This is a genomic window from Paludisphaera mucosa (genome assembly GCF_029589435.1).
Taxonomy (GTDB): domain Bacteria; phylum Planctomycetota; class Planctomycetia; order Isosphaerales; family Isosphaeraceae; genus Paludisphaera; species Paludisphaera mucosa.
On record NZ_JARRAG010000001.1, the window covers coordinates 754956 to 769660 of the forward strand.

Genomic DNA, 14705 nt, shown 5'->3' on the forward strand with positions numbered 1-14705 from the left:
TCGTTCGGCCTTACTGGGCGTCGGCCTTGGTCGGGTCGACGGCCGTCGCGGGGGCGCCGGGCGGGTCGGCGTCGAGGCTGGCGCCGACGGAGTGCTTCCAGGCCTCCCAGCACCGGGTCTGGTAGCATTCTACGAGAACGTCGCGGATCTCTTCGAGCGAATCCGTGGCGATTAGGAGATTCATGTCCTCGGGCGAGATCGTCTTGCGTTCCAGCAGGGTCGACACGACCCAGTCGATCAGGCCCTGCCAGTAGGCCTTGCCATAGAGCAGGATCGGGAACCGCTTGATCTTCCGCGTCTGGACCAGCGTGAGGGCCTCGAACAGCTCGTCGAGCGTGCCGAAGCCGCCGGGGAAGATGACGAAGCCGTCCGAGAACTTGACGAACATCGTCTTGCGGACGAAGAAGTAGCGGAAGTTGATCGAGAGGTCGGTGTACGGGTTGGTCGCCTGCTCGAAGGGCAGCTCGATGTTGCAGCCGATCGAGTAGCCGCCGGCCTCCTGCGCGCCGCGGTTCGCCGCCTCCATGATCCCCGGGCCGCCGCCGGTGATGACGGCGAAGCCGGCCTCGGAGAGCAGCCGGCCGAGCTTCCGCGCGTCGGCGTAGAGCGGGTCGGCCTCGCCCAGCCGGGCCGAGCCGAAGACGCTCACCGCCGCGCCGACCTCGGCGAGGGCGTTGATGCCGTGGACGAACTCGCCCTGGATCCGCAGGACCCGCCAGGGCTCCTCGTGGGTGAACGCGCCCAGCTCGGGCATGCGGGGCGAGGGGGGCCGCTTTTCGCTCGTCGTCGCACGATTCAGGAGCTGCTCGTCCTCGGTGGGCTCGGCGGCCTTCATCCGCGGGTTCAGGCCGCGCCGGGCCCCCGGGGGCCTCTGGATGATTCGGGTTTTCCGGCCGTCCGCCCCATCGCCCTGGCGTCCATTCGCCAGCCCCCCGCAGGACGACTCGGGGGCGTCTTGATCGTGATCCATGAAACCGTCTGCTTTCCTCGTAGCGTGGGAGAGGCGGGTCGCGCCGTCGTGCTTTCTCGTCTATTCGCATTATACGCGCCGGGGCCGCCGGGAAACGGGTCGCGGCGGGGGGCCCCGCGGGGCCGCTGTCGGCTGGCGGAGCGGCGACCGGTCGGATACGGTGGTGGGCGTGCGAGCCGATCGGCCCCGCCGCGGGGGATCGATCGCCTGTGCGGAGGCTCGCCTATCGGCCTTCAGGGCCAGGGTCGTCGATGAATTGGGAACAGCGCTGGCACCCGTTGCGCGAGGAGTGGGTGGTCCTGGCCGCCCACCGGAACAACCGTCCCTGGACGGGCGGGAGCGTCGGCGGGCCCGCCAGGCTCGTGCCGCGGTATGACCCGACGTGCTACCTCTGCCCGGGCAACGCCCGCGTCGGCGGCGTGCGGAACCCCGACTACCGGGGCGTCTTCGTCTTCGACAACGACCTGCCCTGCGTCGGCCCGGACGCGCCCGCGGACCTGCCCGAGCCGCCGCCGCCGTACCGGGTCGAGCGGGCCTCGGGCGTGGCCCGCGTCGTCTGCTACACGCCGCGCCACGACCTGACGTTGGCGGAGCTGGGCCGCGCCGGCGCGGTCGACCTGCTGACGGCCTGGCAGGACCAGTTCCGCGACCTGGCGGGCCGGCCCGAGGTCGCGCACGTCCTGATGTTCGAGAACAAGGGGGAGGTCGTCGGGGTCTCGAACCCGCATCCCCATTGCCAGATCTACGCGACCAACTTCGTCTTCAAGACGATCGCCAACGAGGCCGAGATCGGCGGCCGGTACTGGTCGCGGGAGCGCCGGACCTTGATGCAGGACGTGATCGCCGCCGAGCAGGCCGACGGCCGCCGGATCCTGGCCGAGAACGGCTCGGCGATCGGCTTCATCCCCTATTTCGCCCGCTACGCCTACGAGACGTTCGTCGCCCCCAAGGAGCCGCACCAGAACCTCGCCGAGCTGTCGGCGGCCGAGATCGACGACCTGGCCGGCGTGCTCGAAGCCGTGCTGATCCGCTTCGACAACCTGTGGGAGATGTCCTTCCCGTACGTCATGGCCCTGCACCAGGCCCCGACCGACGGCCGGCGGCACGAAGGGTTCCATTTCCACATCGAGTTCCACCCGCCCCTGCGAAAGCCCGGCCTTCTCAAGTACCTGGCCGGCCCCGAGGTCGGCGGGGGGAGCTTCCTGAGCGACACCTGCCCCGAGGAGAAGGCGGCCGAGCTGCTCGCCGTCTCGACGGTCCACTACAAGCACCGCGATCCGGCGAAGGAGGCCGACCGTGGATGACGTCGAGGCGTTCCTCCGTTCGCTCGCGGCGGCGGGCTCCGGCGCCCTCTTCGAGGCCGGCCTGCCGATCGCGGTCGCCCGCGCGCCGGGGCGGCTCGACGTCATGGGCGGGATCGCCGACTACTCGGGCTCGCTGGTGCTCCAGATGCCGATCCGCGAGGCGGCCCTCGTCGCCGTGCAGGAGGTCGGGGAAGGGGAGGGACTGCGGATCGTCAGCGAGGCCGTCGAGGCCGGCGGCCCCTCGCGATCGTTCGCCCTCGACCGCGACGCGCTGGACATTCTGCTGGACGCCTCCTACGAGCGGGCCCGGGAACTCCTGGGCCGCGTCCCGGACGCCTCCTGGGCCGGGTACGTCGCCGGGGTGCTGGTGGTTCTGGCCCGCGAGGAAGGGGGGCGGTTCGGCCGCGGCCTGCGGATCCTGGTGCGGTCGGAGGTCCCCGAGGGCAAGGGGGTCAGCTCCTCCGCGGCGGTGGAGGTCGCGACGATGCGGGCCGTCGCGGCGGCGACCGGCCTGGAGCTGGAAGGGAGTCGGCTGGCGTCGCTCTGCCAGCGGGTCGAGAACTACGTCGTCGGCGCGCCGTGCGGGATCATGGACCAGACGGCCTCGGCCCTGGGCCGGGAGGGCGAGCTGCTCGCGTTGCTCTGCCAGCCGGCCGAGGTGCGAGGCTTCGTGCCGATCCCGGCGTCGATCGGCTTCTGGGGGGTCGACTCGGGGATCCGCCACGCGGTCGGCGGCAGCGACTACGGGGCCGTCCGCACGGGGGCGTTCATGGGCTACCGGATCCTCGCAGACCTGGCGGGCCTGCGGCCCTCGGGCCGCGACGAGGCCGGCGTCCTGACCATCGACGACCCGGCCTGGCGCGGGTTCCTGGCGAACGTGACGCCCGAGGAATTCGAGCGCCGGTTCCGCGACCGCCTGCCCGAGACGATCTCCGGCGCGGAGTTCCTCGAACGCCACCAGGGGCTGACCGACCCCGTCACCCGCGTCGACCCGGCCCGGACGTACGCCGTCCGGCAGCCGACGGCCCACCCCGTTTACGAGAACGACCGCGTGCGCCGGTTCGCCGCGCTGCTGGGATCGGCCCATGACGAGGCTTCGCTGCGGGCGATGGGCGAGCTGATGGCCGGCTCGCACGCCAGCTATTCGGCCTGCGGCCTGGGCTCGGGCGGCACCGACCGGCTCGTCGAGCTGGTCCGCGAGGCGGGCCCGGCCGCCGGCCTGTATGGGGCCAAGATCACCGGCGGCGGCAGCGGCGGCACGGTCGCGATCCTGGGAAAGGCCGACGCCGGCGCGGCCGTCGCCGAACTGGCCCGCCGCTACGGCCGCGAGACCGGCCGTGCGGCCCACGTCTTCGAGGGGTCGTCTCCCGGCGCCTGCCAGTTCGGGACGCGACTGCACACGATCAGCCGGGAGGAGCGAACGTGCCCGACGCCTTGAACCTCTCGATGTTCCGCGCCTACGACATCCGCACGCCCTCGGCCGACCTGACGCCCGAGCTGGCCGAGCGGCTGTCGCACGCCGAGGCCCTCTACTTCCGAGACGTCCTCAAGGCCCCCGGCGTGGTCCTCGCCCACGACGCCCGCTCCACCGGCCCGAAGTACCTGACGATCGCCGCCGAGGTCTATCGCAAGGCGGGCCTGGACGTCGTCTGGCTCCCCGGCGTCGCCTCGACGTCGGCCTTCTACTTCGCGGCGATGCGGCGGCCCGAGCTGGCGGCGGTCATGGTCGGGGCCTCGCACAACCCCGCCGGGGATACGGGACGGAAGATCCTCGGCCCCGGAGTCGCGCCCATCGCCCGCGCGATCGGCCCGAGCGGAGGGCTCGACGAGATCCAGCGTTTCTACGAGTTCGGGCTTTCGTCCGCCGCGTCCGCGCCGGGCCGCATCACGGCCGACGACCCGACCGACGAATTCGTCCGCTTCAGCATGGACCTCGCCGGCGTCGAGCCGGGCTCGCTGCGGGGCGTGAGGCTGTTCCAGGACTACCTGTTCGGCGCCGCCGGCCGCGAGATGGGGCTGGCCTTCACCCGCGCGGGCGCGGCGCTCCATCCGATGCACTTCGCCGCCGACGGCGCGTTCCCGCTGGGCGACCCCAACCCGGTGAAGCCGGCGGTGATCCGCGAGGGGCTGGAGGCGATGACGGCCGGCGGGTTCCTGGCCGGCATGTTCTTCGACGGCGACGGCGACCGGCTCGACGTCTACCGGGGCGACGGCGCGTACCTCTCGTCGAGCTTCGTCTACGCGGCGATCCTCCCCGAGATCCGCAAGCGGTTCCCGGGCGAGGGCCTGGGCGTCTTCGCCGACCTCAAGTGCAATCCGCTGGCGATCGTCGAGATGGCCCGCTGCGGCCTGACCGTCGACGTGATCCGCAACGGTCATTCCCAGATCAAACAGAGCCTGATCGACGACCCGAGTCGGCTCGGCGCCGTCGAGGAATCGGCCCACTTCTACGAGGCCTTCTCGCCCCCCGGCGGCGGCCGATACTGCACCGAGAACACGCTCTACCTGGCCCTGCTGGTCGCCCGCGTCTGGTCGGAGGATCCCGAGCGGTTCGACCGTCTGTTCGAGATCCAGAAGACGACGGCCCGCGAGCGGGAATGGGGCTACAAATTCCCGACCGACGCCCGCCGCCAGGAGGCGCTCGACGCCGTCCGCGAGCATTTCGAGGCCCGCGGGGCGGCGACGATGAGCCGGATGAAGAACGGCATGGACCTGGAGGCCACCCTCCTGCGCCGGGGGCTGCCGTTCGACGTCGACCAGCACACGCGGCTGCCGGCCGACTGGCTCCAGGTCTGCCAGCGGGTCTCGCAGAGCGAGGACGGCCTGGCTCGCTGGGAGGTCGTCGCGGCCGTCCCCGAGCTGGCGAGCCGGGCCCGGCGCGAGATCGCCGAGGTCGTCGCCCGCCACGGCGCCGGCGCCGAGTACCAGGGCTGACGAGGCCCGCGTTCCGATCCCCCCCTCTCCCCATCGACCCTGGACGCGAACGATGAACGGACTAGCAACCGCCCCCTGGCTCCTCGCCCAGCAGGCCGCCGTCGAGGCCCCGTTGATCTCGCTGGGGGTCCTCGACCTGGCGATCATCGTCGTCTACTTCGTGATGGTCCTGGGGATCGGCTGGTACCTCAAGCAGCAGACCACCACGGGCGAGGACTTCTTCCTCGCCGGCCGCGAGATGACCGCCTGGATCGCCGGCCTCAGCTTCCTGTCGGCCAACCTGGGCTCGCTGGAGCTGATGGGCTGGGCCGCGGCGGCCTATCAGTACGGCATCCTGGGGACGCACTGGTACTGGATCGGCGCGATCCCGGCCATGCTGTTCCTGGGCCTGATCATGATGCCCTTCTACTACATTTCCAAGACCCACTCCGTCCCGGGCTACCTGAAGCTGCGGTTCGGCGAGGCCAGCCGGGGCTTCGCGGCGATCTCGTTCGCGTTCATGACGATCCTGATGAGCGGGATCAACATGTACTCGATGGCCCTGGTGATGAAGGTCGTCCTGGGCTGGGACATCCACTTCAGCATCTGGGTCTCGTCGCTCACCGTGGCGGCCTACGTGGCCCTCGGCGGCCTCAAGTCGGCGATCTTCAACGAGGTCCTGCAGTTCGTGTTGATCTGGGCGGGTGCCCTGCTGGTGCCGATCCTGGGGCTGTACGAGGTCGGCGGCTGGGGCGGGCTGAAGGAGCGGATCGCGCAGAACCTGGGGCGCGGCGACTACGTCCACCTGTGGAGCACGCTGGGCTCGTTCCAGGACAACCCGATGGGCATCCACTGGACGGGCATCGTGCTGGGCCTGGGCTGGGTGATCTCGTTCGGCTACTGGACGACCGACTTCCTGGTCGTCCAGCGGGTGCTGGCGGCGAAGGACCTGAGGGCGGCCAAGGCGGCCCCGGTCATCGGCGCGGCGTTCAAGATGGCCGTGCCGTTCATCGTGATCCTGCCCGGCCTGCTCGGCCTGGCCCTGCTCGACGTCAAGCTGATGCCCGAGGCCGAGGCCCTCAAAACCGGGGGCCACAGCTACAACGAGGTGCTCCCCCTGATGCTCGCGCGGTACTGCGGCCCGGGGCTGCTGGGGCTGGGGATCACGGCCCTGATCGCCGGCTTCATGGCGGGCATGGCCGGCAACGTGAGCGCCTTCGCGACCGTCTGGACCTACGACGTCTACCGGGCCTACATCAACAAGGACGCGACCGACGCCCACTACCTGAACCACGGCCGGCTCTGCACCATCGTGGGCGTGGTCGTGAGCATCGGCGCGGCTTACCTGGTCATGCATTTCGCCAGCATCATGGACTACGTCCAGGCGCTCTTCAGCTTCTTCATCGCCCCCCTGTTCGGCACGGTCCTGCTGGGGATGCTCTGGAAGCGGGCCTCCCCCGCGGGCGGCTTCTACGGCCTGCTGGCGGGCACCCTGTCGTCGATCGGCATGTGGATCTGGGTCCGGCTCGACCCGGGCGCCCTGGCGATCGTCGCCCTGTCGAGCCACGCCCAGGCGATGGCCGAGAACATGTACCGGGCGCTCTGGTCGTGGATCGTCTGCGTCGTCGTGACCGTGGCGGTCAGCTACGCCACGAAGCCCAAGCCCGACTCCGAGCTGGTCGGCCTGGTCTACGGCTGCACCGAGCTGCCCGACGAGGGCGACGCCCCGTGGCACGAGCGCCCGGCCTTCTGGGCGGCGGCCGTCGGGGTTGTCTTCGTGATCCTGAACGTCCTCTTCTGGTGACGGCGGCGAAGGGAGAACTCTCGTGATCGAAGGCGGCCGACTCTCGATCTGGTTCTTCGTGGGCCTGATGCTCACGATCTACGGCGTCATGATCCTGGGGGCGGGCCTCTACGGCCTGGCGCATCCGCCGGCCGTGAAGCTCGCCTGGCTCCACGCCGACCTCTGGTGGGGCGCGGTCCTGCTGGCCGGGGGCCTCATCTACCTCCGCGCCTTCAACCCGTACAAGGTCCGCCGGCCCTCGCGCTGAGGCCTCGGCGGTGATCGGCTTCGGATCGGCTCCCTTCGTCAGCTCCGCTCGGCGGCTGATCGGCCCCTAATCCTTTTGTAGTATCATCTTACGCCTGTTTTGAATTGGCTTTGTTGGCGAAAAAAAACTTGTAAACGGGACCTCGGCCTGTCTCCATCCCCGGGTCGCGGCCGAGGTCCGGGCGCACCGCCCCCCCATCCTGATCATGGGACATGATCGGGCATTGCAGAGCCCGCGTCGCATTTTCGCCCCACGCCGTCCTCGGCTCGGGGCGCCCGGGTCAGGCTCGTTTCCGCGACATAGGCTTTCAATAAGGGTGTGAAATTCCATGGGATAAAAGGCAGTTGCTATGAAGAAAGCATCGTAATGAACAGGCGGATTCTCGGGATCGCGGCGTTCCTCGTCCTTTGCGGCCTCGGATTCTGTCGGGCCGAGGCGGGAGTCCTGATCCCTTCGAGCGCCTCGGTCGGACCTGCTGGGACCGAGGCCGGGACGGGCCTCGACGGCGCGTTCTACAACGGCGGCGGGTCGACGTACCTGACCTCGCTCGCCATGGCCGATGCGATCATCGCCGCGGGCCGTCCGACGGCCACATTCCTCTCCACGTCGGTCGACTATCCCCGCGGGGCGACGACGTCGGTCACGGACGCGACGACGCTGGGCGAGTTCCTCGGCCCCGACGCCGCGAGCCTTTCCGGGGGCGGGGCGAGCCTGCTCAGCACCTCGGTCTTCCACTTCACCGGCTACCTCAAGATTACGGGCGACCTCGACCAGGTCGCCGGCAACTCGAGCATCGACGTGAACTTCGCCGTCGCGTCCGACGACGGCTTCCGCCTCTCCATCGGCGGGGTCGAGGTCATCCGGTACGACGGGGTACGATCCTTCGCCGCATCGGGGGCGCTCGCGAGCTTCCAGGTCGCGGGACTCTACGCGGTCGACCTCGTCTACTACGAAAACCAGGGATCCACCGGCGTCGAGTTCTACGCCGGGATACCCGGGAGCCCCGGCTCGCACGCCCCGGCCGGCACCCTGGGGCTGGTGCCGACGTCGTCGCTCTCCACCGCGATCTCGACGCCCGAGCCGCCCTCGCTCGTGCTGATGGGATTCGGGGCCTTGGGCTTGGTCATCGTCCGCCGCCGCCGTCGCCGTTGACGTGAGGGATCCGCGAACGGGAGAGGAGGGAGACCGAAACGATCCGGGTCGCGACGCGGCGACGTCCTGCGGACCCTCGCCCGACGGGCGATCGGCGGCTACGATGGGGAGTCCGGACTTCTCCCCCCTCGCCGACGCCCCGCGGGACGACCTGATTCATGACGAGCGAGCCCTCCACCCAGGACCCGACGATCCCGGACGCCCTCTGGAACAGCCGGTTCCTTAAAGCGTGCCGCCGCGAGCCCGTCGACGCCACGCCCGTCTGGCTGATGCGGCAGGCGGGGCGGTACATGACCGAGTACCGCTCGCTGCGGGCCAAGGTCTCGTTCCTGGAACTCTGCAAGAACCCCGAGCTGGCGGCCGAGACCACGATCTTCGCCGCCGAGACCCTGGGCGTCGACGCGGCCATCCTGTTCGCCGACATCCTCCTGATCCTGGAGCCGCTCGGCTTCGGCCTGGAGTTCTCCAAGGGCGAAGGGCCGGTCATCCACGACCCGATCCGCGAGGCGGCCCACGTCGCCGGGATGATGCCGCTGGAGGACCTCTCGGCGCTCTCGTACGTCTTCGACGCCATCCGCCTGATCCGGGCCGGCCTGCCCGCCGGCCTGCCGCTGATCGGCTTCGCGGGGGCGCCGTTCACCCTGGCCTGCTACGCGATCGAGGGGGGTGGCTCCAAGAACTACGAGCGGGCCAAGGCCTTCATGTACGGCGACCCCGGCGCCTGGAACGCCCTGATGACCGTGCTGACCGACTCCACGGCGCGTTATTTGAACGCCCAGGTGAAGGCCGGGGTCCAGGCGGTGCAGGTCTTCGACAGCTGGGTCGGCTCGCTCGGGCCCGACGACTACCGGCGATTCGTCCTGCCCCACATGCGTCGGCTGTTCGACCAGATCGACCCCGGCGTGCCCGCCATCCACTTCGGGGCCGACACCGGCTCGCTGCTGGAGCTTCAGCGCGACGCGGGGGGGACGGTGATCGGCCTGGACTGGCGGGTGGAACTCGACCGCTGCTGGGAGCGGCTCGGCCCCGAGGTCGCCGTGCAGGGCAACCTCGACCCCGTCGTCCTGTTCGCCCCGCTCTCGGAGATCGCCCTCCAGACACGCCGCATCCTGGGGCAGGCGGGCGGTCGGCCCGGCCATATCTTCAACCTGGGCCACGGGATCCTGCCGCACACGCCGGTCGACCACGTGCGAGCATTGGTGCAGATGGTTCATGAGTTCTCCGCGCGATGAACCCCTGGCGAAATCGAGAAGGATTGGCGAAGATGGCGATCTGAGAAGAGGGATCCTCGGGAGTTGGGGAAGGGAATCGATTCGATGAAGACGATGATCGAGCGGGCGTCGGGCTCGAAAGGCTCGGACCGGGTGGTGGTGATCGGCGGGGGCCTGTCGGGCCTGGCCGTCGCCAGCCGCATCCAGCAGTCCGGGCAGGCCTTGCGTCGGCCGGTCGAGGTGGTGGTGCTGGAGTCGAAGGACCGCGTCGGCGGCGTGATCGCGACCGATCACCGCGACGGCTTCATGCTGGAGCGGGGCCCCGACTCGTTCATCACCAACAAGCCCTGGGCGATGGACCTCTGCCGCCGGCTGAACCTCGACGACCAGCTCATCGAGGCCGACCCCACCTACCGCCGCTCGTTCGTGGTCCGCAAGGGGAAGCTCGCGGCGGTCCCCGAGGGCTTCGTCCTGATGGCCCCCCACCGGCTGGCGCCGGTCCTCTCGTCGCCGATCCTCTCGCTGCGGGGCAAGCTCCGCCTGCTGGCCGAGGCCCTGATCCCCCGTCGCGAGGGCCCCGGCGAGGAGAGCCTGGCCGCCTTCGCCCGCCGCCGCCTGGGTCGCGAGGCGTTCGACCGCCTGGTCCAGCCGCTCGTGGGCGGCATCTACACCGGCGACCCCAACAACCTCAGCCTCCGCGCCACGCTCCCGCAGTTCCTGGCCATGGAGAACGAGCACGGCGGCCTGATCCGGGCCGCCTGGCGGCGCCGCAAGGAGTCCGACGCGCGGATCGAGACCGAGTCGTCGGGCGCGCGCTACGGCATGTTCGTCTCGCTGGCCGAAGGCATGGGCGCGCTCCCCCAGGCGCTCGCGGCCTCGCTGGACGCCGGGACGGTGAAGACCAATTCGCCGGTGCGCCGGATCAGCCGGTCGAGCACCGGCTCGGGCTGGGTCGTCGAGCTGCTCAACGGCCCGGCGCTCGAGGCCGACGCCGTCGTGGCGACGACCGAGGCCCACGCCGCCGCCCGCATGATCGACGGCCACGACGCGTCGCTGGCGCTGCAGCTGCGGGCTATCCCCTATGCGTCGTCGATCATCGTCAACGTCGCCTACCGCTGCGACCGGGTCAAGCATACGCTCGACGGCTACGGCTTCGTCGTGCCGGCCGTCGAGAACCGGCGGATCTTCGCGGCCTCGTTCCTCAACGTGAAGTTCCCCCGCCGGGCCCCCGAGGGGACGGCCCTGATCCGCGTCTTCGTCGGCGGGGCCTCGCAGCCCGAGCTGTTCGACCTCGACGACGACGCCGTGCGGCAGGTCGTCGCGGCCGAGCTGGGCGAGCTGATCGGCGCGACGGGCCCGCCGCTGCTCCTGGAGATCGCCCGCCACGCGCGGACGATGCCCCAGTACGTCCTGGGCCACCTGGAGGCCGTCGAGTCGATCCGCCGCAAGGCCGCGATGCACTCGAACCTGTTCCTCACCGGCGTCGCCTACGACGGCGTCGGCATCCCCGACTGCATCCGCGCCGCCGAGGCCACCGCCGACGCCGTCGTCGCCCGCCTCGCCGCCGCCGGCTCCATCGCCGCCGCCTGATCGCCGCTCAATCGCGAGCGGCCATTCGCCCCAGGCGTCGCGGGACCGAGCGGCACGCGGCTCGGAAGAGCATCCGCGAGGCCAGGAGATGGATCGGCGTCCACGCGACGAGGCCGCACGACATCTCCACGAAGTAGGCCGTCGGCGCGTGCCCCGAGAGCAAGGCCATGCCGAGGAGGGGGCCGTAGACCGGCGAGCCCAGGTCCGTCCCGGATTCGAGGTTGCCCAGTCGGCCGAACAGGCCGAACGAGACGAAGAGCCACCCCACCGATGCGGCCAGGAAGGCCCCTGCGCTCCAGGCCGGGGCGCGACTCGTCCCGCCGGCCCAAACGGCCGTCGCCAGCCCCAGGCTCGTGGCCGACGCCGCATAGGCCGCGATCAGGGCCGCGTACGCCCCCAGCTGCAGCCAGAGCCCCGTATGCAGGCAGGCCACCGCGCCGATCGCCGCGGGGCCGGCCGCCACGAACACCGTCAGGCGGTAGGTCGCCCACCACTTGCCGCCGAGGATCTCGGCCGTCGACAGCGGCGTCGCCAGCAGCACGTCGAGGTTGCCTTGCGCGGCTTCCTCCGACAGCGACGCCGCGGCCCGGACGTTCAACAGCAGCAGCCCCAGGACGCTCGTGACGAAGGCGGCGAACGGGCTGAAGTCGCCGGCCGGCAGGCCCAGGGCCCCGATCACCCAGACGACCGTCACCCCGAAGAGGAAGAGGGTGATCGCGTTGTACGCCCTCCAGAGGGCGTGGTCCCAGCTCGACGCATGGAGTCGCCTCCACTCGCGCCAGAGGACGGGATCGGCGTCGAGCGACGGCTCGCGGAGCAGCCGCAACGGGCCGCGGCGACGCCGTCGCGCCGCCCGGTTCACCTCGGCCGGGGTCGGCGTCCTCACCTCCGCGCGATGGTCGAGGGCCGCCGGCCGGACGGTCCGGATCGAGTATCGGATCAAGGCGGTCGTCCCGAGGACGGACCACGCGAGGGAGAGCGTCGTCGCGGCGAGCGGATTCGTCGGAAAGAAGTCCGACCAGTCCGCGATCACGATGTAAGGCTGCATCGCGAAGAGCGGGATGGCCAGGCCGACGAGGACGGTGCCCGGGAAGGCGAGCCCCAGAATCCCCCCGATGACGCTCGGAAAGATGAGCCAGGCCACGAGGATCGCGTAGGACAGGCCGAGCACGGCGTGCGGCTTCGCGCCCCGGATCGAGAGCGTGAATCCCAGCGAGCCGGCCAGGACGGCCGTGGCCAGGGTCACCACGAAGGCTCGCAGCGGCTGGATCGGATCGACGCCCCCGAGAAGCGTCGTCAGCATCAGCACCGGCTGCGCCGCGAGGACCAGGCCCACGACGGGGAGCAGGCCCGCGGCGAGCCGTCCCAGGACGATCTCCGAATCGGCCAGGCCGGTCGCCATCTCCAGCAGCAGCGACCCGCTCGTCTTGTCGCGACAGACGGACCCGGCGGTGGCCGCGGGCGCGAGGAGCAGGACGAGCGTCAGCTCCAGGTTGGCGAGGGTCGCGTACAGCGAGGAGCCGAACCAGGCCAGCCGCCGCCGATCCAGGCCGTCGGCCCCCGCGTCCCAGGACTGCCAGACGGAAGCCATCCCCGCCAGCAGGACCGCCACGAAGGCCGATCGCAGGGCGTAGATCCGCCGCCGTCGCGAGACGCGGAGCCACTCGTAGGCGAACACGGGGCCGGGAACGAGCCGAAACGCCATGGCGACCGCATCCTCCCATCCCGCTCACGCGGGAGAGATCGGTGTTTCGGCCGCGTCGTCGCGCTCGCGACCGAACCGCGGGATCAGGGCCCTGAGATGTCGCCAGCGCGCGCGTCGCTCGCTGCGATCGGCGATGCGGCCGAGGCCCTCGTCGAACGTCTCGCAGGCCGCCCGGAAGAGGAAGACCGAGGCCACGCCCTGGATGACGGCCCAGAGGGTCATGTAGAGGAGCCAGGTCAGGCTCTCGATGTCGAGACCGTCGTCGCGCAGCCGGAGCGTCCCGACGACGGCCCCGGCGATGGGCGACCCGAGCACGAACATGATCGCCGGTGAGGAGCCGCCGCCGCTCATCAAGGAGAAGAACGGCCAGCCGACGCAGGCGGCCACGTACGACCCGACGCAGACGCCCGCCGCCCGGCCCTGCTGCGCGATCCAGACGGAGATCGCCAGGCCGAAGCTGGCGGCGAGCGCCGCATAGGAGGCGAGCAGCAGGAGGTAGGCCGCCAGGCTCGGCCAGTTCCCGGAGCGCCGGCACATCAGGCCGCCGATCGCGGCCGGGAGCAGCAGGATCGAGGGGGCGAGCCGGAACGTCCCCCACCACTTGCCGGCGAGGATCGACGGCGTCGACATCGGCGTCGACAGCAGGACGTCCAGGCTCCCGCGCATCCGTTCTTCCGAGAGCGAGGTGGACGCCCTCACGCTCAGCAGCAGCAGGCCCACGCCGACGATGTAGAGGTTCGCGAGGATCGCCGTCTCGGAGATCGGCCCGCCCTGGTCGATGTGGTAGATCGCCATGGCGGTCAGAGACAGCGCGAAGAGGCCGTGGAGGATCCCGACGACGCGCCCCCACCGCGTCGGCCTCGACCGGCTCCACTCCCGCCAGAGGACCGGGTTGGCGTCGAGCGAGGGCGTCGGCAGCAGGCCGACCCGCCATCGTCGGCGAGCCCGCGAGGACGCTTCCCTCTGCGTCCGCTGCCCCACGGCGACGCGACGGATCGTCGCGATGCAGGCCGCGATCATCGCCGCCGAGACGACCAAGCAGGCCGCGAGGTAGATCAGAGCCTGCGCCAGGTGGGCCTCGGTGGGCTCGTCGTACGCCGGATGCATCAGGGCGTAAGGGTTGGTCGCGGCGACGGCGGCCGTCAGCGGGGCTTCCAGGTAAGGGACGTAGCCGGAGCTGTCGACGATGACGACGAACAGCGGCGCGAACGCGACCCAGCCGACGACGATCAGGTAGGTCGCGCCCAAAACCTCGTGGGTCTTCCGCCCCCAGACCGAGAGGGTGAACGCCAGGGTGCAGACGAGCACGGAGGTGCCCAGCGTGACGAGGAACGACCCGAACAGGAGCGCGGGGTCGATGCCGCCCAGCAGCGAGGCCAGCATCATCATGGGCAGGACGCAGAAGACCAGGCCGACGACCGGCACGAGCGCCGCGCCCAGCTTCCCCAGGACGATCTCCGAATCGGAGAGGTCGGTCGCCATGACCTGGATCAGCGAGCCGCGGGCCTTGTCGAGGCAGACGGCCCCGGCCGTCGCCGCCGGCGCGGCGAGCAGGACGAGCGTCATCTCGATGTTGACGATCATGGCGTAGGTCGCCTGGCCGAGGTACGCCAGCTCGTTCCGCTCATACCCCTCGGGCCGGTCCGACCACGCCCCCCAGGTCAGGAACAGGCCGAGCAGGAGGATGGCGACGAAGGCCGATCGGCAGGCGTAGAGCTGCCACCGCCGCGCGATCCGCAGCCATTCGTACACGAACACCGGCCCCGGGCCCCACCGCATCGCCATGGTCGTTCGATCCCCCTCGTCCCG

General features: G+C 70.8%; 11 protein-coding genes. 8 read left to right on the top strand and 3 right to left on the bottom strand.

Going from position 1 to position 14705, the window contains the following annotated elements; genetic code table 11:
- Positions 1–10 precede the first annotated feature (10 nt).
- Positions 11–970, bottom strand: coding sequence for an LOG family protein (locus PZE19_RS03050; protein WP_277859119.1), 960 nt, complete (start codon positions 968–970; stop codon positions 11–13).
- A 251-nt stretch (positions 971–1221) separates the two neighbouring features.
- Between PZE19_RS03050 and galT the strand changes: the two genes are divergently transcribed.
- The 8 genes from galT to hemG all read left to right on the top strand — a co-directional run bounded on the left by galT (position 1222) and on the right by hemG (position 11191).
- Positions 1222–2274: a galactose-1-phosphate uridylyltransferase gene (galT, locus tag PZE19_RS03055; protein WP_277859120.1), complete on the top strand. Its 1053-nt coding sequence runs from the start codon at positions 1222–1224 to the stop codon at positions 2272–2274.
- The gene (locus PZE19_RS03060) at positions 2267–3712 is read left to right on the top strand and encodes a galactokinase (protein WP_277859121.1); all 1446 of its coding nucleotides are present in this window, start codon (positions 2267–2269) and stop codon (positions 3710–3712) included. Before galT ends, PZE19_RS03060 begins: the two co-directional genes overlap by 8 nt.
- Entirely contained in the window at positions 3697–5208 is a 1512-nt protein-coding gene (locus PZE19_RS03065) for a phosphohexomutase domain-containing protein (protein ID WP_277859122.1), read from the top strand. The genes PZE19_RS03060 and PZE19_RS03065 overlap by 16 nt, the downstream gene beginning before the upstream one ends.
- 52 nt (positions 5209–5260) lie before the next feature.
- Positions 5261–6991: a sodium:solute symporter family protein gene (locus PZE19_RS03070; protein WP_277859123.1), complete on the top strand. Its 1731-nt coding sequence runs from the start codon at positions 5261–5263 to the stop codon at positions 6989–6991.
- Positions 6992–7013: 22 nt separating this feature from the next.
- On the top strand, positions 7014–7238 hold the full coding sequence (locus PZE19_RS03075) for a hypothetical protein (RefSeq protein WP_277859124.1): 225 nt from the start codon (positions 7014–7016) through the stop codon (positions 7236–7238).
- A 366-nt stretch (positions 7239–7604) separates the two neighbouring features.
- Positions 7605–8390 (top strand): PEP-CTERM sorting domain-containing protein, encoded by a 786-nt coding sequence (locus PZE19_RS03080; protein ID WP_277859125.1) that lies wholly within the window; start codon positions 7605–7607, stop codon positions 8388–8390.
- Positions 8391–8548: 158 nt separating this feature from the next.
- Positions 8549–9622 carry a uroporphyrinogen decarboxylase gene (gene hemE / locus PZE19_RS03085; protein WP_277859126.1) on the top strand — a complete coding sequence of 358 codons (1074 nt, stop codon included), beginning with the start codon at positions 8549–8551 and terminating at the stop codon, positions 9620–9622.
- A gap of 84 nt (positions 9623–9706) precedes the next feature.
- Positions 9707–11191 carry a protoporphyrinogen oxidase gene (gene hemG / locus PZE19_RS03090; RefSeq protein ID WP_277859127.1) on the top strand — a complete coding sequence of 495 codons (1485 nt, stop codon included), beginning with the start codon at positions 9707–9709 and terminating at the stop codon, positions 11189–11191.
- Between the two features lie 7 nt (positions 11192–11198).
- Here the strand turns inward: hemG and PZE19_RS03095 are convergent, their stop codons facing one another.
- Together PZE19_RS03095 and PZE19_RS03100 are read right to left on the bottom strand one after the other, a co-directional pair.
- Complete coding sequence (locus PZE19_RS03095) at positions 11199–12896, bottom strand: ABC transporter permease (RefSeq protein WP_277859128.1); 1698 nt, start codon at positions 12894–12896, stop codon at positions 11199–11201.
- Positions 12897–12920: 24 nt separating this feature from the next.
- Positions 12921–14681, bottom strand: coding sequence for an ABC transporter permease subunit (locus tag PZE19_RS03100; RefSeq protein ID WP_277859129.1), 1761 nt, complete (start codon positions 14679–14681; stop codon positions 12921–12923).
- Between the last annotated feature and the right edge of the window lie 24 nt (positions 14682–14705).

What these genes read in the sequence shown, in the direction of transcription:
- PZE19_RS03095 (WP_277859128.1), bottom strand. Translation starts at nt 12,896, where the DNA reads ATGGCGTTTCGGCTCGTTCCCGGCCCCGTGTTCGCCTACGAGTGGCTC.
- hemG (WP_277859127.1), top strand. Translation starts at nt 9,707, where the DNA reads ATGAAGACGATGATCGAGCGGGCGTCGGGCTCGAAAGGCTCGGACCGG.
- PZE19_RS03080 (WP_277859125.1), top strand. Translation starts at nt 7,605, where the DNA reads ATGAACAGGCGGATTCTCGGGATCGCGGCGTTCCTCGTCCTTTGCGGC.
- PZE19_RS03070 (WP_277859123.1), top strand. Translation starts at nt 5,261, where the DNA reads ATGAACGGACTAGCAACCGCCCCCTGGCTCCTCGCCCAGCAGGCCGCC.
- PZE19_RS03100 (WP_277859129.1), bottom strand. Translation starts at nt 14,681, where the DNA reads ATGGCGATGCGGTGGGGCCCGGGGCCGGTGTTCGTGTACGAATGGCTG.
- PZE19_RS03050 (WP_277859119.1), bottom strand. Translation starts at nt 970, where the DNA reads ATGGATCACGATCAAGACGCCCCCGAGTCGTCCTGCGGGGGGCTGGCG.
- galT (WP_277859120.1), top strand. Translation starts at nt 1,222, where the DNA reads ATGAATTGGGAACAGCGCTGGCACCCGTTGCGCGAGGAGTGGGTGGTC.
- hemE (WP_277859126.1), top strand. Translation starts at nt 8,549, where the DNA reads ATGACGAGCGAGCCCTCCACCCAGGACCCGACGATCCCGGACGCCCTC.